This is a genomic window from Streptomyces sp. Tu 2975, assembly GCF_009832925.1.
In the GTDB taxonomy this organism is placed as follows: Bacteria; Actinomycetota; Actinomycetes; order Streptomycetales; family Streptomycetaceae; genus Streptomyces.
Genome location: NZ_CP047140.1, coordinates 3,816,093 through 3,841,309 on the forward strand (window position 1 = coordinate 3,816,093; position 25,217 = coordinate 3,841,309).

General features: G+C 70.9%; 19 protein-coding genes, 1 tRNA gene and 1 pseudogene. 9 read left to right on the forward strand and 12 right to left on the reverse strand.

Going from position 1 to position 25,217, the window contains the following annotated elements; genetic code table 11:
* Positions 1–7: 7 nt before the first annotated feature.
* On the forward strand, positions 8–946 hold the full coding sequence (locus GLX30_RS16800) for a metallophosphoesterase (protein WP_159689316.1): 939 nt from the start codon (positions 8–10) through the stop codon (positions 944–946).
* A 109-nt stretch (positions 947–1,055) separates the two neighbouring features.
* Positions 1,056–1,129: transfer RNA gene (locus GLX30_RS16805), tRNA-Pro, on the forward strand.
* 414 nt (positions 1,130–1,543) lie between these two features.
* On the opposite strand, the gene GLX30_RS16810 is transcribed toward GLX30_RS16805, so the two are convergent.
* Both GLX30_RS16810 and GLX30_RS34645 read right to left on the reverse strand, forming a co-directional pair.
* Complete coding sequence (locus GLX30_RS16810) at positions 1,544–2,146, reverse strand: hypothetical protein (RefSeq protein ID WP_159689319.1); 603 nt, start codon at positions 2,144–2,146, stop codon at positions 1,544–1,546.
* Positions 2,147–2,877: 731 nt separating this feature from the next.
* Complete coding sequence (locus GLX30_RS34645; protein WP_208545430.1) at positions 2,878–3,201, reverse strand: hypothetical protein; 324 nt, start codon at positions 3,199–3,201, stop codon at positions 2,878–2,880.
* A 359-nt stretch (positions 3,202–3,560) separates the two neighbouring features.
* On the opposite strand from GLX30_RS34645, the gene GLX30_RS16820 reads away from it, so the two are divergent.
* Positions 3,561–4,136 (forward strand): TerD family protein, encoded by a 576-nt coding sequence (locus GLX30_RS16820; RefSeq protein ID WP_159689322.1) that lies wholly within the window; start codon positions 3,561–3,563, stop codon positions 4,134–4,136.
* Between the two features lie 100 nt (positions 4,137–4,236).
* Here GLX30_RS16820 and GLX30_RS16825 read toward each other — a convergent pair whose 3' ends face one another.
* Positions 4,237–5,292: a helix-turn-helix domain-containing protein gene (locus GLX30_RS16825; protein WP_159689325.1), complete on the reverse strand. Its 1,056-nt coding sequence runs from the start codon at positions 5,290–5,292 to the stop codon at positions 4,237–4,239.
* A gap of 198 nt (positions 5,293–5,490) precedes the next feature.
* On the opposite strand from GLX30_RS16825, the gene GLX30_RS16830 reads away from it, so the two are divergent.
* The 5 genes from GLX30_RS16830 to GLX30_RS16850 all read left to right on the forward strand — a co-directional run bounded on the left by GLX30_RS16830 (position 5,491) and on the right by GLX30_RS16850 (position 16,489).
* Complete coding sequence (locus GLX30_RS16830; RefSeq protein ID WP_159689328.1) at positions 5,491–6,135, forward strand: hypothetical protein; 645 nt, start codon at positions 5,491–5,493, stop codon at positions 6,133–6,135.
* A 117-nt stretch (positions 6,136–6,252) separates the two neighbouring features.
* A complete protein-coding gene (locus GLX30_RS16835) occupies positions 6,253–8,337 on the forward strand; it encodes an SPFH domain-containing protein (protein ID WP_159689331.1) in 2,085 nt (694 codons plus the stop codon).
* A gap of 276 nt (positions 8,338–8,613) precedes the next feature.
* The gene (locus tag GLX30_RS16840) at positions 8,614–13,566 is read left to right on the forward strand and encodes a DNA repair ATPase (RefSeq protein ID WP_159689334.1); all 4,953 of its coding nucleotides are present in this window, start codon (positions 8,614–8,616) and stop codon (positions 13,564–13,566) included.
* 262 nt (positions 13,567–13,828) lie between these two features.
* Positions 13,829–15,661, forward strand: a complete 1,833-nt coding sequence (locus GLX30_RS16845) for a prolyl oligopeptidase family serine peptidase (protein ID WP_167306831.1) — start codon at positions 13,829–13,831, stop codon at positions 15,659–15,661.
* A 69-nt stretch (positions 15,662–15,730) separates the two neighbouring features.
* Positions 15,731–16,489: an SURF1 family protein gene (locus GLX30_RS16850; RefSeq protein WP_159689337.1), complete on the forward strand. Its 759-nt coding sequence runs from the start codon at positions 15,731–15,733 to the stop codon at positions 16,487–16,489.
* A gap of 191 nt (positions 16,490–16,680) precedes the next feature.
* Here GLX30_RS16850 and GLX30_RS35270 read toward each other — a convergent pair whose 3' ends face one another.
* The 8 genes from GLX30_RS35270 to GLX30_RS16885 all read right to left on the reverse strand — a co-directional run bounded on the left by GLX30_RS35270 (position 16,681) and on the right by GLX30_RS16885 (position 23,060).
* Positions 16,681–16,818, reverse strand: coding sequence for a hypothetical protein (locus GLX30_RS35270; protein ID WP_244258190.1), 138 nt, complete (start codon positions 16,816–16,818; stop codon positions 16,681–16,683).
* Positions 16,815–17,822 (reverse strand): hypothetical protein, encoded by a 1,008-nt coding sequence (locus GLX30_RS16855; RefSeq protein ID WP_244258191.1) that lies wholly within the window; start codon positions 17,820–17,822, stop codon positions 16,815–16,817. Before GLX30_RS16855 ends, GLX30_RS35270 begins: the two co-directional genes overlap by 4 nt.
* Complete coding sequence (locus GLX30_RS16860) at positions 17,819–18,478, reverse strand: SigE family RNA polymerase sigma factor (protein WP_159689340.1); 660 nt, start codon at positions 18,476–18,478, stop codon at positions 17,819–17,821. The genes GLX30_RS16855 and GLX30_RS16860 overlap by 4 nt, the downstream gene beginning before the upstream one ends.
* Positions 18,479–18,781: 303 nt before the next feature.
* Positions 18,782–19,873 carry an aspartate-semialdehyde dehydrogenase gene (locus GLX30_RS16865; protein WP_159689343.1) on the reverse strand — a complete coding sequence of 364 codons (1,092 nt, stop codon included), beginning with the start codon at positions 19,871–19,873 and terminating at the stop codon, positions 18,782–18,784.
* On the reverse strand, positions 19,870–21,141 hold the full coding sequence (locus GLX30_RS16870) for an aspartate kinase (protein ID WP_005314479.1): 1,272 nt from the start codon (positions 21,139–21,141) through the stop codon (positions 19,870–19,872). Before GLX30_RS16870 ends, GLX30_RS16865 begins: the two co-directional genes overlap by 4 nt.
* Before the next feature lie 252 nt (positions 21,142–21,393).
* The gene (locus tag GLX30_RS16875) at positions 21,394–22,053 is read right to left on the reverse strand and encodes a DUF5063 domain-containing protein (protein WP_159689346.1); all 660 of its coding nucleotides are present in this window, start codon (positions 22,051–22,053) and stop codon (positions 21,394–21,396) included.
* Complete coding sequence (gene recR / locus GLX30_RS16880) at positions 22,046–22,645, reverse strand: recombination mediator RecR (protein ID WP_005314484.1); 600 nt, start codon at positions 22,643–22,645, stop codon at positions 22,046–22,048. The genes GLX30_RS16875 and recR overlap by 8 nt, the downstream gene beginning before the upstream one ends.
* Before the next feature lie 79 nt (positions 22,646–22,724).
* Positions 22,725–23,060 carry a YbaB/EbfC family nucleoid-associated protein gene (locus GLX30_RS16885; RefSeq protein ID WP_078535290.1) on the reverse strand — a complete coding sequence of 112 codons (336 nt, stop codon included), beginning with the start codon at positions 23,058–23,060 and terminating at the stop codon, positions 22,725–22,727.
* Positions 23,061–23,496: 436 nt separating this feature from the next.
* Here GLX30_RS16885 and GLX30_RS16890 point away from each other — a divergent pair.
* Positions 23,497–24,173 (forward strand): annotated as a pseudogene (locus GLX30_RS16890) (SLATT domain-containing protein); the annotation flags it as partial.
* A gap of 122 nt (positions 24,174–24,295) precedes the next feature.
* Here the strand turns inward: GLX30_RS16890 and GLX30_RS16895 are convergent.
* The gene (locus GLX30_RS16895) at positions 24,296–24,946 is read right to left on the reverse strand and encodes a hypothetical protein (RefSeq protein WP_159695084.1); all 651 of its coding nucleotides are present in this window, start codon (positions 24,944–24,946) and stop codon (positions 24,296–24,298) included.
* Positions 24,947–25,217: the final 271 nt, after the last annotated feature.

Below are 25,217 nucleotides of genomic sequence, written 5' to 3' on the forward strand. Positions count from 1 at the left end.
TGGACCCATGCGCGCACGCTACGGGCTCCCCCTGAAGATCACCGCAGGAATCACGGCGGCCGGAGCCGCCGGCCTCGTCTACGCCGCGGGCATCGAAGCCCGTTCGTACCGGCTGCGACGGGTGACGGTGCCGGTGCTGCCGCGCGGGATGCGGCCGTTGCGCGTGCTCCAGGTCTCCGACATCCACATGGTGAGCGGCCAGCGCAAGAAGAGGGCGTGGCTCCAGTCCTTGGCCGGACTGCGCCCGGACTTCGTCGTCAACACCGGCGACAACCTCTCCGACCCGGAGGGCGTCCCGGAGGTGCTGGACGCGCTGGGTCCGCTGCTGGAGATCCCCGGCGTCTACGTCTTCGGCTCCAACGACTACTACGGGCCGAAGCTCCGCAACCCGGCCCGCTACCTCCTCGAGAAGGCGCAGGGCCGCCACGGCCTCAACGGCAACGCCCCGGCCGTCGGCGCCGTCCACAATCCGTGGGAAGGAATGCGGGACGCGTTCGACGCGGCGGGGTGGGTGGACCTGACGAACACGCGCGGCCGGCTGAAGCTCGACGGCTACGAGATCGCCTTCACCGGCCTCGACGACCCGCACATCAAGAGGGACCGCTACGACAAGGTCCTCGGCGGCCCCGAGAAGGACGCCGACCTGTCGCTGGCCGTCGTCCACGCTCCCTACCTGCGCGCCCTCGACGCCTTCACCGCCGACGGCTACCCCCTGATTCTGGCGGGCCACACCCACGGCGGCCAGCTGTGCATCCCCTTCTACGGCGCCCTGGTCACCAACTGCGACCTGGACACCGACCGGGTCAAGGGCCTCTCCAGGCACCGGGCGGAGGGGAACACCTCCTACCTCCACGTCTCCGCGGGCTGCGGCACCAACCGCTACACCCCGGTCCGCTTCGCCTGCCCCCCGGAAGCGACCCTGCTGACGCTGACCCCACGCGACTGATCGCCGACGTCGCACGGCCCCCGCCCCGCCCTCGGCCCGCCGAAACCGGATTTCGCCTCCGGCCGCGGGTGGGCTAAAGTAATCGATGTCGCCGGGACACCGGTGACATCGGGGTGTAGCGCAGCTTGGCAGCGCGCTTCGTTCGGGACGAAGAGGTCGTGGGTTCAAATCCCGCCACCCCGACAGCTGAAACACCAGGTGAGGCACCTACTGAATTGAGTAGGTGCCTCAGCTGTTTGTCTGCGTGTCTATCTGCGTGACTACCGCTCCGGACCACGCTTGAAGATGCCGTCCATCACCACGGCACCGGTCGAAGGCGGCTACACAGAAACCTCGACTCGGATCCGTTCCGAGCCGGGGTTTCACCGGGCGTGGCCCGCGTCGAACCACTTGTTGGCATGCCGCCCACACCGGCGCTTCCCTTTTCGGCTTTATGCGCTGAGGCGTCGCCGGCCCACCGCAACGAAGCGTGCGGCTGTTGTGAATACGGACCAGGCGGTCCGACGGAGTACCGCGTACCTAGCCTGTGCGGGCGTCGGCCCGGTCTCCCGCGCCAAGCGGAAGGCCGGGCCGAGCGTGGGGTTTTGGTTGCCGAGGTCAGGGTTGGGCGCTGTCGACGTCCCCGCCGCCGTCCCCTTCGCCGACCACCTCGGCTTCGATGCTGTCGATGGTGCCGTTGTCCAGGAGGGTCACGTCGATCTCGACGGGCTGGATCGGGTTCGGCGGGACGATCGGGTTGGGCGGGACGATCGGGTCCGGCGGGTAGATCTTGAGGAATGTGGGATTGATGGTCAGTGGGGTGACCGGGCCCGGCGGCCAGGCGACTTCGTCGATGTCGGCGCCGACGAAGCGGTAGAGGGCGCCCGTGTCTTCTCCGATACCGGTGGTGCGGCCCAGGTTACTGATGATGCGGGCAGTACCTCCGCCGCCCGGCGCGGTGCGGGTGACGACCGTGACGCGGATGCTGCCGGTGATGTCGATCGGCTCGGCATCCTCATCGTCGAAAATGCCGCTCAGCGGCAGGCGGACGGTGCGCGTGTGCACAAGCTGCGCTGCCTGCGCCGCCTGCGTGGTCGGCCCCGCCTGAGCGGGCTGGGCTGCGGCAGGGACGGCGGGGGTGGCCAGGCCCAGCAGGGCGAGGACGAGGCCGGTCTTCGTGGCGGCGGTTATGAGATGACCGCGCATGGTGCTCCAATCCATGAAGCGGGACCCTTTGCCCACCCCGTCCCGCGACGACACCCCAGCCTGCCCAGCCGGGCGAACAGCTGTCTCATCAGAGACGCCGAACGAGCTACGCCGTGCCGCAGCTGCCCGCCTGCCGCGCCCCAGACAGGCCAGGCGTCTGGGGCACGCTCGAGCAGCGTGGGTCTGATCCGTCCTTTCGTGCCTGGAGTGTCTCGCGGTGCTTCGCCGTCGCTGCACCGGCGGGCCTCCCACCCAGGGGGCCAAACGGGGGGCCAAACGGCGTGAACGACGGGCGACGTCCGTGGACGTCCACAGACGACGAGCACGGCCCCTACGCAAGCCAGCGGAGCGGTTGGGCATGTCCGGGCGACCGGATATCGCGTTCGGGACGAAGAGGTCGTGGGTTCAAATCCCGCCACCCCGGCAGCTGAAACACCACGTCAGGGTCCTGATGATCTAGCGGGTCGGGCCCCTGAGTCGTTCCCGGCGGGCTGTAGAGGCGCGCGATGGCGGGCGGTCCTTGCCGGGACGGTCTGGATCGGAGATCCAATCACGCTTCGGTCGTGCTGGCACATGGGCTTCCGGCATTTCCGGGCGCCCAGGAGAGCTCGCCGATCCGACCGGCGACGGGGGACTCGACATGATCGTCGTCGAGGGTGGTCGCCCGGGCTCCTGAGCCAAGGCGACGTCGAGGGCGGGGCCGGCGCGCTGGAGCCCGGTGGGCCGCGGCTACGGGGGTGACGACCTCAGGCTTCTTCCAGCGCTTCACCGAACTCTCGCAGCACCCGTCCGTGATGGCTGTGCGCGAGCTGGTGCCCGACCGCCAGGACCAGCGCTACCGGCCATTCGATGATCTCCGCAGCGGCCAGTACGCCGACGCCGGCGAGAAAGGCGAGTTGCTCAGGAGGAAGCAGTTCAACACGCGTACCGAACACGTCGAGAGTCACGGCGTTGTGGGTAACAGCGTGCTCAGCCGCCGCACTTGCTGCCTTTGCTGCCGGACACGAGGCATCGCTCCGGCCAAGGTGAGCGTCCTGCGGGGTGCCAGTCGATGCGGTCATGGTTGCCATCCGTTCCATCGTCGACCCCGAAACCTCGACGATGCGTTTTGGCGCTTTTCCCTATTTATCCACCATATGCCAGGGCGCGCGGACGTTGCCCGGCCACACAGTGGCCGCCTCGTGTCGCCGGGCCTCGGGGACGGCGCGCCACTGCCGCGGCGGGCAGGAACTCGCCGATTTCCAGGTCCGGCCCGCCAGCTTCTGCGTCGGCGAAGTGGACGGCCCGGACCGGTCGTGACACCCGATCGGACCGGTCGTGAGACCCGATCGGGAAAAGGGGGAACCGAAGCGTGGGGCCGGTCGTTGTCCGGTCGGGCAAAGGAATCGTCAAGTGGCGCGGCCCGCGCCGGATTGCGCAGGGGATTTCCATGGGTGTCAGCCTTTCCAAGGGCGGCAATGTCTCGCTCAGCAAGGAGGCCCCGGGCCTGACCGCGGTCGTCGTGGGCCTCGGCTGGGACGTACGCAGCACCACCGGGACCGACTTCGACCTGGACGCCAGCGCCCTGCTGGTGGACACGAACGGAAAGGTCCTGTCCGACCAGCACTTCGTGTTCTTCAACAACCTCAAGAGCCCCGACGCCTCCGTCGAGCACACCGGTGACAACCTCACCGGTGAGGGCGAGGGCGACGACGAGCAGATCAAGGTCAACCTGGCCGGTGTGGCCGCAGAGGTCGACAAGATCGTGTTCCCGGTCTCGATCCACGAGGGCGAGAGCCGCGGCCAGTCCTTCGGCCAGGTGCGCAACGCGTTCATCCGCGTCGTCAACCAGGCCGACAACAACGAGCTCGCGCGTTACGACCTGAGCGAGGACGCCTCGACCGAGACCGCGATGGTCTTCGGTGAGCTGTACCGCAACGGTGCGGAGTGGAAGTTCCGTGCTGTCGGCCAGGGTTACGCCTCCGGCCTGCGCGGCATCGCGCAGGACTTCGGCGTCAACATCTGATCCGACCTGTCCGCCGTTCCGGTGTCCGGTCCGCATTCGCGGACCGGACACCAGGGCCGGAACACCAGCGCCCGGGGCACCGGCTGCGGCTGTTGCCGCCCTAGAGCTCCTTCGCCGGCCAGTCGAGCAGACGCGCGCCGATCGCCGCCGTCTGCAGCATGTAGCGGTGCTGCGGATCCGTGGGGTCGGAGCCGGTCAGCCGGTGGATCCGCTCCAGCCGGTACGTCAGGGCGCGCACGCTCAGCCGCAGCGCCCGGGCCGCCTGTGCGGCGACGCACCCCGCGTCGAAGTACGCGTGCAGTGTGTCGAGCAGCGGCTGGGCGCCGCCCCTCGCCTGCTGAAGCGGGCCGAGCGCACTGTGCACCAGATCCGCCATGGCCTCCCGGTCGCGGGCCAGCACGGGGAAGACCAGCAGGTCCGCCGCGTGCAGGACCGGTTCGTCGAGGCCCATGCGCTCGGCGAGGTCGAGGGCGTTGAGGGCTTCCTCGTACGAGCGGACGACGCCCCCCGCGCCCGGATGGGGACGGCCGATGGCCGCGCGTCCGCCGTCCGTCGCCGCGTGCGCCTGCTTGGCGAAGTAGCGCACGACCTCCTCCTGGTCGGCCGGCACCACACAGATGAGCCGGCCGTCCTTCGTGGTCAACAGGATCCGGCGGTCCCCGAAGCGACTGAGCAGGGCCGCCTCCACGGACCGCGTCACCGGGTGCGTGTCCTCGTACGGCTCAGGCCCGACGGCGACGGCGACGGCGTGCGCATGGGCGAGCCGCAGCCCGAAGCGTTCGGCGCGCTGAGCCAGCCGGCCGGGGTCACTGCGCCCGTACAGCAGGTCGTCGATGAACTCCCGCCGTGCGGCTTCCTCCTTACGCACGGCCAGCCTCTGCGCCCGCTCGTAGCCGCCCGCGAACGCGTCGATGGCCTGCTCGACCGCCGCGAGCACGCTCTCCGGTGAGGTGGTCCGCGGCCATGATGCCCTGGTGGCCGCCAAGTGCCGGATGACCAGGGCCCGCAGGCCGTGTCCGGACTCGGCGGCCTGCTCGCCGAGCGACCGGCGGCCCTCCACCTCGTCGCGGGTCAGCCTGCGGCCTGTCCTGCCGACCTCGGCCAGGATCTCCGCGTACCCCGAGAGGTACTCCTCCGGAACTTCTTCGACTGTCATGCGTGTCCCCCACTGGTCCCCGGAACCATCCGACCGCCGGCCGCGTCACGCGGCCGGTCGTCCGGCATCAAGAGTGCGTAAAGACTGCCGGAATCCGGCAATGCAAGCAACGGCCGGCCTTTGCAACGATGGGACCGCTCCGGAGCACGGGATGCTTCGGATGCTGTGACTCGGCAAGGGGATACGGGGGTCGAAACGGTGAACGAGTTCCTGTCGGCCGCCTTCTCCTTCCCCACCCTCCTGTTCAGCGCCGCGCTCGCCGTGGTCTTCGTCTTCTGGTTGCTCGTCCTTCTCGGAGTCGCGGAACACGAAGCCTTCGACGCCGACATCGAGCCGTCGGGCATCGGGGCCGCCGGTCTCGGCGGCGTGCCGGTCTCGGTCGCCGCGTCGCTGCTGATCGCGTTCGCCTGGTTCACCAGCCTCAGCGGGTCGGTACTGCTGCGCCGGTCTTCCCTCGCCGGTGTCCCGTACGCCATCCTCGCCTGCGCGGTGCTGGTCACCGCGGCGCTCGTCGCCTGGTGGGTCACACGGCGGCTGGTGCGCATGCTGGTCAGATTCTTCCCCGAGGAACGCGGGCCGTCCCGGCAGGACTTCGTCGGCATGACGTGCACCGTCCGTACCGGGCGGGTGGACGCGCGCTTCGGCCAGGCGGAGGTCGCGGCCCGGGACGGCTCCACCGCCGTCGTGCAGGTCAGAGCGCTGGGCACGGAGGACGAGAAGCCCCTCGCCGCCGGTTCCACCGGGCTGCTCTACGCGTACGACGAGACCGGTGAGTTCTTCTGGGTCGCGCCCTTCCCGCAGTTCGGTGAACTGCCCGGCGCAGGCTCCTCGTCCGCCGCCTGACCTTCCACAGCCTGACAGTCCGTCACCCGGCAGGTAGCCACCGCGACCGCGTTCGCGAGACCGGACCGCCTTCCCCGCTCGCCACCCGTACCTCACCTCTCACGCGAGGGATTCCTCATGGATGCCATCACTGTGGGCATCGGCGTGCTCATCGCCGTCGTACTGCTCATCGCCATAGGTCTGCTGCTGATCGTCTCGAGACTGTTCCGCAAGGTCGAACAGGGAAAGGCCCTGATCGTCTCCAAGATGCGGAAGGTCGACGTCACCTTCACCGGACAGGTCGTCCTGCCGGTCCTGCACAAGGCCGAGACCATGGACATCTCGGTGAAGACCATCGACATCACACGGACCGGCCGCGACGGTCTCATCTGCCGCGACAACATCCGCGCCGACATCCGCATCTCGTTCTTCGTCCGCGTCAACAAGACCGTCGAGGACGTCATCAAGGTCGCTCAGGCGATCGGCACCGCGCGGGCCAGTGACAAGGAGACGCTGCAGGACCTCTTCAACGCCAAGTTCTCCGAGGCGCTCAAGACCGTCGGCAAGCAGATGGACTTCACCGACCTTTACACCAAGCGCGACGAGCTCCGGGACCGGATCATCCAGCTCATCGGCACCGACCTCAACGGCTACAGCCTCGAGGACGCGGCGATCGACTACCTGGAGCAGACGCCGCTCTCCCAGCTCGACCCCTCCAACGTCCTCGACGCCCAGGGCATCCGGAAGATCACCGAGATGACGTCCGTCGAGCATGTGCGCACCAACGAGTTCCAGCGCACGGAGGAGAAGGAGATCACCCGGCAGAACGTCGACGCACGCGAGGCCATTCTCGAGCTGGAGCGCCGGCAGGCCGATGCCGAGATCAAGCAGCGCCGCGAGATCGAGACGGTGCGCGCCCGCGAGGAGGCCGAGACCGCGCGGGTGATGGAGGAGGAGCGGCTGCGGGCGCAGAGCGCCTTCCTGCGAACCGAGGAGCAGCTCGGCGTGCAGCGCGAGAACCAGGCACGCGAGGTGGCCGTCGCGGAGAAGAACCGCGAGCGGGTGATCGCCATCGAGAACGAGCGCATCGAGAAGGACCGGCTGCTCGAGGTCATCGCGCGGGAGCGTGAGACAGCGCTGACCAGGATCGCCGCCGACAAGGAGGTCGAGGCGGAGAAGCGGGAGATCGCCGAGGTCGTGCGTGAGCGGGTCGCCGTGGACCGTACGGTCGCCGAGCAGGAGGAGTCCATCAAGCGCCTGCGCGCGGTGGAGGAGGCCGAGCGCGAGCGCCAGGCGATCATCATCGCGGCCGAGGCCGAGGCCCAGGAGAAGCTGGTCAAGGACATCAAGGCGGCGGAGGCCGCCGAGCAGGCCGCGGTGCACCGGGCGGCGGAGGAGATCACGCTCGCGGAGGCCCGGGTCAAGTCCGCGGACCTCGACGCCCGCGCCAAGCTGCGGCTCGCCGAAGGCATTCAGGCGGAGGCCGCGGCGGCAGGCCTCGCGGCCGTCCAGGTCCGCGAGAAGGAGGCCGACGCCATCGAGAAGGCCGGCCGCGCCGAGGCGGGCGCAGCGCAGGCCCGGCTGCTCGCTGAGGCGGAAGGCGTACGGGCGAAGGGCGCGGCGGACGCGGTGGCCATCGGCGACAAGCTGAAGGCGGAGGCGGCAGGCCTCACCGAGAAGGCCGCGGCGATGGCGGCGCTCGACGAGGCGTCGCGCGGGCACGAGGAGTACCGGCTGCGCCTCGAGGCGGAGAAGGACGTCCGGCTGGCGGGGCTCGAGGTCCAGCGGCAGGTGGCCGAGGCGCAGGCGACGGTGCTGGCCACGGGGTTGGAGAACGCCGACATCAGCATCGTCGGCGGGGAGTCCGTCTTCTTCGACCGGCTCATGTCGTCGATCTCGCTCGGCAAGGGCGTGGACTCGTTCATGCGGAACTCGGAGACGGCGCAGACGCTGGCGAAGCCGTGGCTGGACGGCACGTCGAGCTTCACCGACGACCTGACGTCGGTCCTCGGCTCGGTGTCCACCGGTGACGTGCAGAACCTGACGGTGTCGGCGCTGCTGATGCGGCTGATGAAGTCGGGCGGTGGCGCGCAGCTCCAGCCGCTGCTGGACATGGCCGACCGGCTCGGCCTCTCGGACACCCCGATCGGGGCGCTCGCGGACGGCCACACCCCGGCCGGCGCCGGCACCGCGGCGCTCAACGGCTCGGCCCCGGCCGCCTGAGACCACCCGCGCACGCACCGGTGCTGCCGGACGGGGGTCAGCAGCGCCGGGCGGGTGCGGGGCGGGTCCCACCGTCCGTGGCGGCGTACGGCGCCGCCACGGACGGTCGGGACGTCCTCACATCACTCGTGGCCGAAGACGGCGACGTCCCCACGGGATCCGCCGGGCCAAAGCCCGCCACCGCCGGGAAGGGGCGGGCCGGAAGAGCCCTCTCCGTCTCCCCCGGCAGACGTACCTCGGGCCGCGCGCCCCTCGCAGGAAGCGAGCACAGCCACCATGACCACGCACACCACCGAAGAGCCGCACGCCGGCAGCCTGGACTCCGGGACGTACGAGGTGCTGCGCGACCGGCTCGGCGCACAGGCCGCGGAGCTCGCCCGACGGGCCGAGGACCTCAACACCCGCCGTATCGACACGTTCGGGTCGATGGAGCTGCGGCTCACCGGCACCGAGCATCTCCGCACCGAGAGCAACAGCGTGCCGCGTGACATCGTCGCCGTCGGCGACCGTCTGCTGCTCGGCCACAACGTGTCGCCGGGGCTGCGGGCGCGGACCACGGTCGGTGACGTCCTCGCCGTCCACGACCGCGAGTTGAACCGGCTCGCTGAGGACGCCGTGCCCGGCCTCCTCGACGATCCGGCCTTCCGCGGCGAGTTCGATGCACTGCACCGCTACTACCAGGGTGCTCGTCTCCTCCGGCTGCGCCGCGTCGACGGCAGGCTGCTGGCCGTCTTCCGGACCGGCGACAAGGCCGACGACATCCGGGTGCTGCGCTGGGAGCTGACGCCGGACGGGGGCGCGCGTTTCCTCGACGCTCGGGGTGAGCGCGACCATGTGCTCCCGCCGTCCCACGACTTCGAGTGGACGGCCGCCACCCGCGACGACCATGTGCTCGGCCGCCATCCGCACGTGTCCGTCGGCGGTGAGGTGTTCGTCTCGACCGTCGGCGGCTTCCTGACGGTGAAGACGGAGGACGACACGGAGACGGCCGATGGCATCCACGCCGAGCCGGTCGTCGAACCGCTCCAGTCCCTCGGGGACGCCGACATCGAGCACGCCCGCGTCGGTCCGCTCGTCCTGCTGCGCATCCGTCCGTACAAGGAGGAGGCGTACCGCCACCTCGTCCACAACACGGTCACGGGGACGGTGGTGCGGCTGGACGGCATCGGGCAGGCGTGCCGCAGGCTGCCCGAGGACCAGGGCATCGTCTTCCCCGGGGGCTACTACCTCACGGCGAGCGGCACAGCGCGGACCTTCGACATCGACGCCGGGCTGATCGGCGCGCTCGAGTTCGAGCGGACGGTACGGTCTCCGAACGGCGAGGACGTGATGTTCGCCTTCCACGCCCGGGTGGAAGGCCGGAGCCTGCTCCTGCCGTACAACGTGATCCGCAAGGCCGTCGCCACTCCACTGCTCTGCCAGGGCTACGCCGTCTTCGAGGACGGCACGCTGCTGGTGCTGCGCGCCGACGGCGAGGAGCCGGGCAGGGTCCACCCGACCCAGCGCTGGCAGTCGCCGTTCGTCTCCGACACCTACGCCGCGGCCCGCCCCGCCGGGGAGGGCCCGTTGGCCGTCGTCGGCAACGCGGACCTGGTGCGCGGCATCTCCGACTGCCTGTCCCTGGCACGCGCCGTCGCAGAGAACCAGGACAGTCCCACCACCGGCGTCTACGAGGCGCTGTTCGCCGCCTGCGGCCGTGCCGTGGACGCGTACCACTGGCTGACCGACCCCGAGCTGGGTGACCTCGGTACCCCGCTGGCCGGGATGCTGGCGACGGCCGGGCAGATCGTCTCCGAGTACGAGACCGTGCGGGACCTGACGGCGCAGGCCGCCCGCGCGCTGGACGAGGCGGCGACGCGGATCGCCGGACAGGTGCGCCGACTGCGGGGCGGGACGCCGCGCAGCGCGGGCGAATGGGTCGAGGGGCTGACCGGGCTGCGCCGCGCGCAGGGCGAGCTGGTCACGCTCAAGGAGATGCGGTACGCCGACAACGGCCGTATCGACGCTCTCGCCGCGGACACCGACGCCGACATCGCCTCCTTCGCGCAGCGGGCTGTGGCGTTCTTCGGGCGCGAGGACGCCTTCGCGGGACACCACCTCGAGATCGAGCAGCTGACGGCGGACGCGGAGGCGATCGGAACCGTCGCGGAGGCCGCACCGGTCGGCGAGCGGCTCGACGCGCAGGCGGAGGGCCTGCGTACGGTCACCGACGTGGTCGCGGGTCTGGACATCGGTGACGCGGTCGTCCGTACCTCGGTCCTGGAGCGGATCGCGGAGGTGCTCGGCGGTGTCAACCGGGCCCGGGCGACGCTGGACGGACGCCGCAAGGAACTCCTCGCCCGGGAGGGAAAGGCCGAGTTCGCCGCGGAACTTGCCCTGCTGGGGCAGGCGGTGACGGGTGCGCTCGCCGTCGCCTCCGACCCACAGGCATGCGACGAGCAACTCGCCGCGCTGCTGCTGCGGCTGGAGAACCTGGAGTCGCAGTTCGCCGAGTCCGACGACTTCCTGGCGCAGCTGGGCGCGAAGCGGAGCGAGGTGTACGAAGCGTTCGCGTCCCGGCGACAGACCCTTCAGGACGCGCGCGCCCGCCGTGCCGAGCGGCTGGCGGGGTCGGCGGAACGCGTCCTGGAGACGATCTCCCGGCGCCTCGCGACCCTCGGCGACACCGACGGGATCAACACCTACTTCGCGTCCGACCCGATGGTCGCCAAGGTCCGCCGCACCGCGGACGGGCTGCGTGAACTGGGGGACGGCGCACGGGCGGAGGAGCTGGAAGGGCGTCTGAAGGCCGCACGCCAGGAGGCGGCACGGGCCCTGCGCGACCGGACCGACCTGTACGCGGACGGCGGCTCCGCGATCCGGCTCGGCCGCCACCGGTTCGCGGTGAACACCCAGCCGTTCGAGCTGACGCTCGTGCCGCAGGGCGACGGCCTCGCGTTCGCGCTCACCGGCACGGACTACCGTTCGCCGGTCACCGACGCGGCAGCTCCCGGCTTCGCGGGCACCCGCCCCTACTGGGAGCAGACGCTGCCCTCGGAGAGCGCGTCGATGTACCGCGCCGAGCACCTGGCCGCCCGGCTGCTCGACGAGCACGGCGCCGAGGCCCTGGCAGGCGCCGACCTCCCCGGCCTCGTGCGGAAGGCGGCGGAGGCCTCCTACGACGAGGGCTACGAGCGCGGTGTGCACGACCACGACGCGACCCTGATCCTCGGCGCGCTGCTGCGGCTCCATGAGCGGGCCGGGCTGCTGCGCCACCCGCCGGCGGCGCGGGCCACGGCGCAGCTGTTCTGGGCGCACGGCACCGACGAGTCCCGGCGCACCGGGTGGACGCGTCGGGCGGTGTCGCTGGCGCGGGCCCGCGAGACGTTCGGTCTGGCGCCGGCGATAGGCGCGTTCCGGGCCGAGATGGCGCGGGAGATGGGGGACGCGCTCGCCGCGGAGTACCTCTTCGAGGAGCTGACGTGCGGCCCTGACGGCTTTGTGACGAGCGCCTCCGCGCGCACGTTGCTGGAGAAGTTCCGCCGCACGGTGGGCACTTCCGCGTACGAGGAGGACGTCGCCGCTCTCGGCGACGACCTCCCGGCCCGGCGGCAGGTCGTCGAGAACTGGCTGGGCGCCTACACCGAGGCGACCGGCGCCGACACCACCGACCTCGCGGAGGCCGTCGCGGTCGAGCTCTGCCCGGACCTCCCCCGGTACGAGTGCGCGGCGCAGCTCACCGAGCGGGTCGAGGGACTGCTCGGCAGCCATCCGCGCGTCGAGCGCCGGTCGATGACCGTACGGATCGACGAACTGCTGCCCCGTGCCCGGCGCTTCCGCGCGGAGGTGGCTCCGGGGTTCCGCGCGTACCAGCAGCGCAGGACCGCCTTGGCGGCCGCCGAGCGGGACGCGCTGCGGCTCGACGAGCACCGGCCGCGCGTGATGCCGGCGTTCGTACGCAACCGCCTCATCGACGAGGTCTACCTGCCGCTGATCGGCGACAACCTGGCCAAGCAGCTCGGCACGGCCGACGAGTCCCGGCGCACGGACAGCAACGGGCTGCTCCTGCTGGTCTCCCCTCCCGGCTACGGCAAGACGACGCTCATGGAGTACGTCGCCGACAGGCTCGGCCTTCTCCTGGTCAAGGTCAACGGCCCCGCGCTGGGCCATGCGGTGACTTCGCTGGATCCCGAGGAGGCGCCGAACGCGACGGCCCGCCAGGAGGTCCAGAAGATCAACTTTGCGTTGGAGGCGGGCAGCAACGTCCTGTTGTACCTGGACGACATCCAGCACACCTCGCCCGAGCTGTTGCAGAAGTTCATCTCCCTGTGCGACGCGCAGCGCCGCATGGAGGGCGTGTGGCGGGGCGCGACCCGCACCTACGACCTGCGCGGGAAGCGCTTCGCGGTGTGCATGGCGGGCAATCCGTACACCGAGTCGGGGCAGCGGTTCCGGATCCCGGACATGCTCGCGAACCGTGCCGACGTGTGGAATCTCGGTGACGTGCTGACGGGCAAGGAGGACGTGTTCGCGCTGAGCTTCGTCGAGAACGCGCTCACCTCCCACCCGCTGCTCGCGCCCTTGGCGGGCCGCGACCGGACCGAACTGGAGCTGCTGGTCCGCCTCGCGTCCGACGACGCGACCGTGCGGGCCGACATGCTCGGCCATTCCTACGCACCGGCCGAGCTGGAACGGATCCTGGCGGTCCTGCGGCATCTGCTGACCGCCCGGCACACGGTCCTCGCCGTGAACTCCGCGTACATCGCGTCGGCGGCGAGCAGTGACGAGACCCGCTCGGAACCGCCGTTCCGGCTCCAGGGCTCCTACCGCAACATGAACAAGATCGTGGAGCGGATCGACCCGGTGATGAACGACGTTGAACTGGCGGCCGTGATCGAGGACCACTACACGGGCGAGTCCCAGACGCTGACGACGGGGGCCGAAGCCGCCCTGCTCAAGCTGGCGGAGCTGCGAGGGACGCTGACCGGGGAACAGGAAGCGCGCTGGGAGGAAATCAGGACGCGGTACGTGCGCGCCCATGCCCTCGGCGGACCGGACGGCGACCCTCTCACCCGTGCCGTCGCCGCTCTCGGGCTGCTCGCCGACCGGGTGGCGGCGGTCGAGTCAGCGATCACGCGGGCCGCCGACCCGCGCCACCGCCTGGCGCGTCCGCAGGGACGCCATGCGGCTCCCTCGGCGGTGCCGCCGGGGCGGTCGCCGTCCGACAGCGGGGCGGTGGCAGCCGAGTGACCGCCCCCGCGGCCGGGGCTTCGGCGCCGGTGCTTCGGCTCCGGGCGGCGGGCCGGGCGACGGGCCGGCGGGCCGGGCGACGGGCCGGCGGGCCGGGCGACGGGCGACGGACATCGAGCGGCGGCCGGCAGGCTGGCCGCAGGCCCTGGCGGGGCAGTGACCGCCCGCTGCCGGGGCCGTTCCGGCAGCCGTGGAGCAGGCTGCGGGCGAAGTTGTCCACAGGCTGCGGAGGACGCGGGCGAAATCCGCTTTCATTGAGGGCATGAGCGACGCAACCACCACGCCCGACATGCCCGTCAGCCCTCCCGTGCCCGACTGGGAGAAGCGGTTCCGGGCGCCGCGCGTCTCACTGCCCGACTGGGCGGAGGACGCACCCGACCGTTCCCTCTTCGTCTCGAACGCGACGGGGACATACGAGCTGTACGCCTGGGACCGGTCGACGGGCGAGCAGCGCCAGGTCACCGACCGGCCGAACGGCACGACGGACGGGATACTCACCCCGGACGGCGAGGCCGTGTGGTGGTTCTCCGACACCGACGGCGACGAGTTCGGTATCTGGATGAGGCAGCCCTTCCACGGCGGGGACGACGTACCCGCCGCACCCGGCCTCGAGCCCTCCTACCCGGCGGGTCTCGCCATCGGCCGGGACGGCACCACCGCGGTCGTCGGCCGCTCCACCGACGAGGACGGCACGACGATCCATGTCGTACGGGAGGGCTCGGCACCCGTCGAGATCTACCGGCACCGTGAGTCGGCGGGGGTGGGCGATCTCTCGCACGACGGGTCGCTGCTGGCGATCGAGCACACCGAACACGGCGACGCCATGCACTCCGCGCTGCGCGTGACCCGCCTCGACGGCAGCACGGTCGCCGAGCTGGACGACACCCGCGGCGGCACGGCGGAGCTGGGCCTCGAGGTCCTCGGCTTCGCACCGGTCGACGGCGACAGCAGGCTGCTCGTCGGGCACCAGCGGCGCGGCCGGTGGGAGCCGATGATCTGGGACATCGCCTCCGGCGAGGAGACCGAGCTCGGCATCGAGCTGCCGGGCGATGTGAACGCCGAGTGGTATCCGGACGGTTCCGCACTGCTGATCGCGCACAGCTTCGAGGCACGCGGCGAGCTGTGGCGCTACGACCTGGCGACGCGCGCGCTGACGCAGATCGAGACCCCGTCCGGTTCGGTCTCCGGCGCGACGGCCAGGCCGGACCGCACGGTGGAGTACCTGTGGTCGTCGGCGGCCCAGCCGCCGAGTGTCCGCTCGACCACCGGCGGCGTGGTCCTCGACCCCCCTGGCATGAAGGCGCCCGCGTCTGTGCCGGTCGAGGACGTCTGGGTCGAAGGTCCCGGCGGCCGTATCCACGCCCTGGTGCAGAAGCCGGCCGGTACGGAGGGCCCGCTGCCCACCGTCTTCGAGATCCACGGCGGCCCCACCTGGCACGACAGCGACGCGTTCGCGGCGGGCCCCGCCGCCTGGATCGACCACGGCTACGCGGTCGTCCGTGTGAACTACCGCGGCTCCACGGGCTACGGCCGCGAGTGGACGGACGCGCTGAAGCACCGTGTCGGTCTGATCGAACTGGAGGACATCACCGCGGTCCGCGAGTGGGCGGTCGGCTCGGGCCTCGCCGACCCGGCGCAGCTCGTCCTGGCGGGCGGCTCATGGGGCGGCTACCTCACCCTGCTGGGCCTCGGCACTCAGCCGGAGGCATGGGCGGTCGGCCTGGCGGCGGTCCCGGTCGCCGACTTCGTCACCTCGTACCACGACGAGATGGAGAACCTGAAGGCGCTGGACCGCACGCTGTTCGGCGGCAGCCCGGAAGAGGTGCCGGAGCGTTACGAGGCCTCGTCACCGCTGACGTATGTGGACGCGGTCCGTGCCCCGGTATACATCTCCGCCGGCGTCAACGACCCGCGGTGCCCGATACGGCAGATCGACAACTACGTGGACAGGCTCGCGGCCCGCGGTGCGGTCCACGAGGTGTACCGGTACGACGCGGGGCACGGCTCACTCGTGGTGGAGGAGCGGATCAAGCAGGTGCGGCTGGAGATCGACTTCGCGGAGAGGTATCTGAAGGGGGCGTCGACACAGCGGTGACCTGACGGGAGCGGCCCGGTCGGCGGCCCCGGCACCGAGAACGGCGGAGGTGTTCCGTACCGTGGAGGGGTGTACCGATTCCTGCTGACGCCCCGCTGGTGGGGGATCAACGTCTTCGTCCTGCTGGCGATCCCGTTCTGCATCTTCATGGGCTCGTGGCAGCTGGGCAGGTTCGAGGACCGCGTCGACTCTCATCGTGAGGCGGAGCGCAGGCCGGGCACGGACCAGCAGCAGGCAGCGCCGCTCGACGAGCTGCTGCCCGTCGACAAGGAGACGTCGGGCCGGCTGGCCACGGCGTCGGGCCGGTACGGCGAGCAGTTCCTCGTCCCCGGGCGTGAACTCGACGGCAGGCGTGGCTCGTACGTGCTGACGCTGCTGGAGACGGAGACCGGCCGCATGCTGCCGGTGGTCCGCGGCTGGATGCCCGAGGGTGGCCGGGCCCCGGCCGCTCCGGCGGGCGAGGTCACGGTCATGGGAGCGCTTCAGGCCTCCGAGTCGACGGGCAGCGACGGGGTGCACGCGGCCGGCGGTCTGCCGGCCGGGCAGCTCGGCATGATCAGCGCGGCGTCACTGGTGAACCTGGTGCCGGACGACGTGTACGACGCGTGGGTCACGCTGTCGACGGCGGACACCGGCCTGACGGCCGTGCCGGCGTCGGCACCGGAGAACAGCGGCCTGGACCTCAAGGCCTTCCAGAACCTGGGCTACACGGGCGAGTGGTTCGTCTTCGCGGGCTTCGTGCTCTTCATGTGGTTCCGCCTCGTCCGCCGCGAGGCGGAGGCGGCGCGGGACCGGGCGCTCGGTCTGGACCCCGAGACCGCCGTCTGACGATCCGGTCGGCCGCAAGGTCCTGGCGGCCGGAAGCCCGGGCCGCGCGATCCTGGCAGGTGCCGCAGCATCGGTGCACCGGCGCCGCCCTGCCCGGCGCTCAGACAGCGGCCCGGCGGCCCTCGGCAGGGCCGCCACCTGCCCAGCCGGTCAGCCCGGCCGGTCAGGCGCCGCGGGCCGCGGCACGGGCGTCACTGGCCCGTCAGCACACCTGTGTGGTAGATCGTTCCGGCGCACGCGTTCGAGACGACCGACTGTCCGTACACGCCGCCGCCGAGCGCCGTGAAGGTGACCGTCACGCTGCCCTCCTTGACGCCGTCCTCCGTCATGAGCTGCGACTCGACCGCGCTCCCGTCGGTGTCGCCGGTGCCACCGCCCTGGCCACCGCCACCGCCCCTGAGACGTCGCCTTCGGTGGGTGTGGGGTCCGGTGAGGGTTCCACGGTCGGGCAGGTGTCGGAGGGGACCCAGGCGAACTTCATCGCGAACGACTCGGACGCCATCGCGACCGCCACGTCCGTGTCCGTCGGGGACGGGTCGGGCAGACCGCCCGCCGCGTCGCCCGCGACGTGACGCACCACGCTGATGCGCGCCTGGTCGGCCGCGCCGGACGCCTGGAAGCCGATCGTGGAGCGGCCGATGATGCAGTCGGTGGTCGAGACGTTGGTGACGCGGAAGGTGCCGTACACCTTGCCCTCGCCGTCCGGTCCGCCCGTCTCCGTGGAGACGCTCAGCTGCCCGGCCTCGCAGGTCTGCACCTCGCCCACGGCGGGCGGCTGGGCCGGGCCGGAGCCGCCGTCGCCACCGCCGGTGGGCTGCGCGACCGGCGGGTTCGCTCCGGAGCTCCGGCCGGGCGGCACGGCCGGCCCGGTGCCCTGCGTGGGCCCCTTGGTGCCGTTGTCCCCGCCGGTGACGCCCGGAACGTTGCCCGTGCCGCCCTGTGCCTGTTCGCCGTGCCCGGCGTTGACCGGGTTGGCGCTGTCGCTGCCGTTCGAGTTCGCCACGTGGACGAAGGCGGGGACGGCGGTGCCGATCAGCAGTGCTGCCGCGGCCGCTCCGACGAGCGCCTGCCTCTTGCGGGCCCGCCGCGCCGGTACGGCCCGGCGCAGGTGGTCCAGTGCGCCGGCGGAAGGCTGGATGTCGTCGACGACACCGTGCAGCAACCGCCGCAGCGCGTCCTCGTCGGTCGCGATCTCCGTGCCGAGATCATCGGTCGGCCCGTTGTTCACAATCTCGTTCCCAGTCCGGTCGTCAGACGGCCCGTCCGGCCCGTAATGCTCAGAGCTCTGTTCGTGCTCACGGTCGTGCTCGTGCTTGCGTTCGTGCCCGCTCATTTGGTGGCCTCCATGGCGACGCGCAGCGCCGCGATACCGCGTGAGCCGTACGCCTTCACCGAGCCGAGCGAGACCCCGAGGGTCTCGGCCACCTGTGCCTCGGTCATGTCCGCGAAGTATCGCAGCACCAGTACCTCGCGCTGCCGCCGCTGAAGCCCGCGCATCGCCTTGATGAGCGCGTCCCGCTCCAGTTGGTCGTAAGCGCCTTCCTCGGCGCTCGCCATGTCGGGCATGGGCTTCGAGAGCAGCTTGAGGCCGAGGATGCGCCTGCGGAGCGCGGAGCGCGAGAGGTTGACCACGGTCTGCCGCAGGTAGGCGAGCGTCTTCTCCGGGTCACGCACGCGGTTGCGCGCCGAGTGGACCCGGATGAAGGCCTCCTGGACCACGTCCTCGCAGGAGGCGGTGTCGTCGAGGAGCAGCGCGGCGAGACCCAGCAGCGACCGGTAGTGGGCGCGGTAGGTCTCGGTGAGGTGGTCGACGGTGGTGCCCGTGGCCATGGCGTCGTCAGCGCCCTGCCGCTGGGAAGGGACGCGGGACGTCCGCGAAGCGGGCATAGGAGCGATCACCGGCATGCCGCCGGCCGGGCGGGGTCGGCGGAGCGGGCGCACTGCTGCGCCTCGTACCGGGACCCTTGCGATGTCGAGAACCTCTGCCACGCCAGTTGGACACGCTTCCCCCCGCCAGGGTTGTACGCGTACGCCACCGCTTTTGACAGTGGACCGAATGTCCGCATGCGCACCGCTCTTCCCCAATGCCCCAGTTTTTTGCAGCACCGTGCCGAGGCGCTCGCAAAGACGCTCCCCGCCCAACTACCGGTTGCAGTAAGGGAGAAGCGAAGTATCAAACATGCCGATGCCCCAGTCCAAGTGGTACAGATTTCGACTTCCTCACAGGGCGTCCACAGATCCTACAAAGGACCCCCACGGAATCACGCCGTATTTACTGCTGGGACCAAGAGATTACGAGATCGTCCCGGCGCTCCTGCCGCCGCCCGTCCCTGAGCCGTACTCGGCGGCCACGGCCTCCGCGATCTGCGCCGAGTTGAGGGCCGCGCCCTTGCGGAGGTTGTCACCGCACACGAACATCTCGAGGCCGCAGGGGTCGTCCGGCGACCGCCGCACCCGCCCCACCCATGTCGGGTCCGTCCCCACCACGTCCGCGGGCGTGGGGAAGTCGCCCGCCTCCGGATTGTCGTAGAGGACGACACCGGGAGAGGTCGCGAGGACCTCGTGCGCCCGCTCCACGGTGATCTCGTTCTCGAAACGGGCGTGCACCGACAGCGAGTGGGTGGTGAGGACCGGCACGCGTACGCAGGTGGCCGCGACCTTCAGCCCCGGCAGATCGAGGATCTTGCGGGTCTCCGCCCGCAGCCCGAGCTCTTCGGAGGACCAGCCGTCGTCGGCGAGCGTGCCCGTCCAGGGGACCACGTTGAGGGCGAGCGGCGCCGGGAACGGCCCGAGGTCGTCACCCACCGCCCGCCGTACGTCTCCGGGTCCGGTGCCCAGCTCCGTGCCGGCGACCATGGTCAGCTGCTTGCGCAGGACGGCCACGGCGTCACGTCCGGCGCCGCTGACGGCCTGGTAGGACGAGACGACCAGTTCCCGCAGCCCGAACTCGGCGTGCAGCGCGCCGACGGCCGGGATCATGGCGAGCGTGGTGTCGTGCGGGCCGGCGACGATGCCGCGCGGGCGCACCCGTACGGCGTGCGGGTTGACCTCGGGAACGACGAGCGGGACGTCCGGGTCGGCCCGGAAGGCCGGCGACGCGTCCACGACGACCGCGCCCTTGGCGACGGCGACGGGTGCCCAGCGCTCCGACACCTCGCCGGGTACCAGGAAGAGCGCGACGTCGACGCCGTCGAAGACGCTCTCTTCGAGCGCCAGGACCTCGCACTGCTCCCCGCGCACGGCCAGTTTCCGGCCGGCCGAGCGCGGGGAGGCGGCGAGTCGGATCTCGCCCCAGACATCCGCGTGCTGGGACAGGATCTCGAGCATCACCGCGCCGACTGCTCCGGTCGCACCGACGACCGCGAGCGCCGGCTTGCGGTTCATCGCCCGGTGCCGCCGTAGACGACCGCCTCGTCGGAGTCGGAGTCGAGCCCGAAGGCGCTGTGCACGGCGCGGACGGCCTCGTTGACGTCGTCGGCGCGGGTGACCACCGAGATACGGATCTCGGACGTCGAGATCAGCTCGATGTTCACGCCCGCGTCCGACAGCGCCTCGAAGAACGAGGCGGTGACGCCCGGGTTGGTCTTCATACCGGCGCCGACCAGGGAGATCTTGCCGATCTGGTCGTCGTAGCGCAGCGAGTCGAAGCCGATCGAGCTCTTCGCCTTCTCCAGGGCGTCCATGGCCTTGCGGCCGTCCGTCTTGGGGAGGGTGAAGGAGATGTCCGTCAGCGCGGTGGTGGCCGCGGAGACGTTCTGGACGACCATGTCGATGTTGATCTCGGCGTTCGCGATCGTGCGGAAGATGGCCGCGGCCTCGCCCGGCTTGTCCGGCACCCCGACGACCGTGATCTTCGCCTCGGAGACGTCGTGGGCGACTCCGGAGATGATGGCGTGCTCCACCTTCTGATCCCCTTGCGGTTCGTTGCTGACCCAGGTGCCCCGCAGTCCCGAGAAGGACGAGCGGACGTGGATCGGGATGTTGTATCGGCGTGCGTACTCGACGCACCGGTGCAGGAGCACCTTGGAGCCGGAGGCGGCAAGCTCCAGCATGTCCTCCGAGGAGATCCAGTCGATCTTCCGGGCCTTCTTCACGACCCGCGGGTCGGCGGTGAAGACACCGTCGACGTCGGTGTAGATCTCGCAGACCTCTGCGTCCAGAGCGGCGGCGAGGGCGACGGCGGTCGTGTCCGACCCGCCCCGGCCGAGCGTGGTGATGTCCTTCTTGTCCTGGGACACACCCTGGAAGCCGGCGACGATGGCGATGTTGCCCTCGTCGAGCGCCGTGCGGATCCGGCCCGGCGTCACATCGATGATGCGCGCTTTGTTGTGGACCGAGTCGGTGATGACGCCGGCCTGGCTGCCGGTGAACGACTGGGCCTCGTGGCCCAGGTTTTTGATCGCCATGGCCAGCAGGGCCATGGAGATCCGCTCTCCTGCGGTCAGCAGCATGTCGAACTCACGCCCGGCAGGAATCGGGGATACCTGCTCGGCGAGATCGATCAGCTCGTCCGTCGTGTCACCCATCGCCGACACCACGACGACCACCTGGTGGCCGTTCTTCTTGGCATCGACGATTCGCTTGGCGACCCGCTTGATGCCTTCGGCATCGGCTACGGAGGAGCCTCCGTACTTCTGCACGACAAGGCCCACGTGCGCTCCTCGTTCGGTCTTGTGCAGTCACAACTGCGGTCGGCTCAGTCTATCGAGCGGCCGCGGATCGCCCCTGTGGTGTCACATGGTGAGATGTCCCGCTCAACAGGTGATCCCCCGGAAGTCCCGGAGGGCGCCCGCGGCCGTTCGGACTGGCTACTGCCCAAGGGGGAGGGAGCTACGCGGAGGTGTGGGCCGGCTCACACGCGCCGAGGCGCGGTGTCCGGCCGTCCGGTTCGACCGCGGGCCCGGTCAGTGGGCCCGGCGCAGCTCCGGCGGGCCGAGGATCTCCTCGACCATGACGCGGCCCGCCTCCTCGGCCAGCGCCTCCTCCGTCAGGTCCTCGTCGGTGTCGAGGCCGTCGAGCTCGGCGAGCGGCTGGTCGAGCCGGACGTGTGCGACCAGGGACTGGAGGGCCCGCAGCGTCGCGGAGGCCGTCGGCCCCCAGTTGGAGAAGTACGAGAACTGCCACCACCACAGGGCCTCCGTGGTGCGGCCCGCCCGGTAGTGGGCCAGCCCGTGGCGCAGGTCCATGACGATGTCGGCGAGGCTGTCGGAGATCCGCGACGGGACCGGCGCCTTGCGCGGCTCGTAGGGGTCGAAGACCTCCGAGAAGACGTCCACCGGGTCGAGCATCGCCGCAAAGCGCATGCGCAGGTCGTCGACGTCGGCGTCCGGGCCGGTGTCCGGCTCGTACCGCTCGTCCGGGAGGATGTCCTCGTGGGCGCCGAGGCGGCCGCCGGTCAGCAGGAGCTGGGAGACCTCGAGCAGCAGGAACGGCACCGCGCTGTCAGGTTCGTCGCCCTTCGCCACCTCCGTGGTGGCGACGATGAAGGACTCGATCGAGTCGGCGATCTGAACCGCGAAGTCGTCCGGATTCCGGTCAACGGCGTGCAGCATGGCGTCAGACATCGAGCAGTCGTCTCCCCTCGAAGGCACGCCCGAGCGTGACCTCGTCGGCGTATTCCAAGTCTCCCCCGACAGGGAGTCCACTGGCCAGCCTCGTGACCTTCAAACCCATCGGTTTGATCATTCTGGCGAGGTACGTTGCCGTGGCCTCGCCCTCCAGATTGGGGTCCGTGGCCAGGATCAGCTCGGTGACCGTGCCGTCCGCGAGGCGGGCCAGCAGCTCGCGGATCCGCAGGTCGTCGGGGCCGACGCCCTCGATGGGGCTGATGGCCCCGCCAAGGACGTGGTAGCGCCCTCGGAACTCACGCGTGCGCTCGATCGCGACGACGTCCTTCGGCTCCTCGACGACACAGATCACCGAGGGGTCGCGACGGGGGTCGCGGCAGATGTTGCACTGCTCCTGCTGGGCCACGTTCCCGCAGACCGCGCAGAAGCGGACCTTGTCCTTGACCTCGAGGAGGGCGTGCGCGAGCCGGCGCACGTCGGCCGGCTCCGTCTGGAGGATGTGGAAGGCGATCCGCTGGGCGCTCTTGGGACCGACGCCGGGCAGCCTGCCCAGTTCGTCGATGAGGTCCTGAACCACGCCTTCGTACAACGGAACGCCTCTCCTTGGAGTGCTTGCTGCTTACGGTAGTTGGTGACCGGGAGGTACGGGAGACGTATCTCCGGACGTCTCAGAAAGGCATGCCCGGCATGCCGCCCAGGCCCTGGGCGAGCGGTCCGAGCTTGTCCTGCTGAAGCTGCTGCGCGTTCTCGTTGGCGGCCTGGACGGCGGCGACGACGAGGTCGGCCAGAGTCTCGGTGTCCTCCGGGTCCACGGCCTTGGGGTCGATGACCAGGCCGCGAAGTTCACCGGAGCCCGTGACGGTCGCCTTCACGAGCCCGCCGCCGGCCTGGCCCTCGACCTCGGTCTGCGCGAGCTCCTCCTGGGCCTTCGCCAGGTCCTGCTGCATCTTCTGGGCCTGCTGGAGCAGCTGCTGCATGTTGGGCTGGCCACCACCGGGGATCACGGTCTACTCCTGGCTGCATCGACGGCTGGGAAACCCGTACGTCCGGACGCTCCGTACGTTTCGGTACACCTGAGCCTACGTGCTCGTCCAGCAGGGCGCCCTACCCACTTCCGGCAACTCTTTCGAGTGAGCAGCGGAGGCATTTCGGGGGCGCCATTACGTGACCAGGACCCCCGTGTGGGCGGCAAACCGGGGATCGGGGGCCCACAGCCCTCCATTCGGCGGTATGAAGGGGCTGCGCCGCATCCGGACGCATGCGCGCCACGTACGTCACGCGGTGTAGCGTCAGCACCTTTTCAGCACCTTTCGAACCTGATAGTCAGTCCTGGTCGTCAGTCCTGGTCGTCAGCAGAGCGCAGAGGAGTGCACCGGTGAGCCAGCCGGAGATGCAGCCCGGGGGCCGGCCCGCGGGGAGGGCGGCGAGGTGCCGCTGGGTGACCTGACGGGACGGCCGTTCCCCCTCGGGGACTGGGGCGAGCCCGCGGCCCGCCTCGACGAGCTCTACCGCTGGGTCGAGGCGGACGCGCTGCGCACCGTGGACTGGTATTTGTCCGACCGGGTCCGCAAGCGCCGGGCCGCGCGTCTGCTGCGCCTCGGCGCGGCGGTCGGCGCCGTCGCCGGAGCCGCCCTGCCCCTGCTCGACCTCGCCGGCGCGCTGGGCCGGGCGGCGCCCTGGGGCTACTTCTCGCTGCTTCTCGCGGCTTCCTGCCTGGCCTGTGACCGGTACTTCGGCCTGACGGCCGGCTGGATGCGGAACGTGGCCACCGCGCAGGCGGTGCAGCGCCGGCTCCAGGCACTCCAGTACGACTGGGCGTCGGAGAGTGTGCGTGAGGTGCTGGGCCCGGCGGAGGGCACGGCGAGCGAGGCCGCGGAGCGCTGCCTCGGCGTGCTCCGCCGCTTCTCCGAGGACGTCTCCGACCTGGTCCGCTCGGAGACCGCGGACTGGATGACGGACTTCCGGCCCGGTCCTGCCCCGCTGCGGCTGCACTCCGCGCCGCCGCGCACGGCGACCGACGTCCATCCGGGCCCCGGCGTCATCCAGGGCCGCTTCCCGCTTCCCCGGCCTCCCGCCCGAACATGCCGCGACAGCGTCCCCCGGAGCCGCCGCGCTGACGCGTGGACCCACCGGCTGCGGGTGGTGGTACGAGGCGTGCCGCCGCCCGGCCGGAACGAGGTGCCCGACCGTCGTCGGGCACCTGTCCGGCGTCCGGACCGTTCGGGGGGCGGACGGTCGCTCAGCTGAAGATGATCATCGAGCCCTGCCCGAGACTCCGCGTAGCCGCCGCGTGGAGCCCCAGCCACACATGCCGTTCGCGGGCGAACGGGCTTTCGTCGTACGGGATCGGCCCCGCGGGCTCCTCCAGTGCCGTGGGGCGCTCCGGCGGCTCCGGCGCGGCGGGCGGGTTCGCCGGGTCGATACCGATGGACGGGGCCACGTACTCCAGTTCGCGCAACAGGCCCTGGGTGGAGCCCAACGGGCCGCCGCCCTCGAGGAGTTCGTCGTTGAAGAGCGGGTTGGCGAAGTCGACGGGGACGTAGGCGCCGGCGTGGTCGTAGTGCCAGACCAGGTGCGACTGCTGCGCCGTCGTCTCGAACATCTCCAGCAACTGCTCGTAATCGCCGCCCAGTTCGTCGACCGGGGTCACCGCGAGCCCGCACAACTGCAGCAGATAGGCGCGCCGCAGGAAGTGCAGCGCGTCGTAGTCGAAGCCGGCGACCGGCGCGACGTCGCCCGACAGGCCCGGCATGTAGGCGAAGACGGGCACCGTCGGCAGGCCCGCGCCGGTCAGCGCCTTGTCGTAGGCGGCGATCTCTTCGGCGAAGGGGTTGTCGGGGCTGTGGCACAGCACGTCGACAAGGGGGACCAGCCACAGGTCACAGGCCAAGGGAGGGCTCGCTCTCAGCAGTTCGGGCACGGGTGGTGCGGTCGAGGGTCGGACGGGAGGAGGCGGGGACGGCGGCTTCAAGTGGAGAAAACGTGAAGAAGGACGATGGTCGGGACAGCGTAGTGCCGCCGGTGCGGCGCGCGAAGGGTGCGGTTCGAGACGGTTCAGTACGTTCCGGTGCCCCCTTGTCACTCCTCTCCCACGACCCATACCCACACCCCGGCCGCCCTCTCCCCCGGGCCGCCCGGCAGTTTCCGTACGGCTTCGCCCA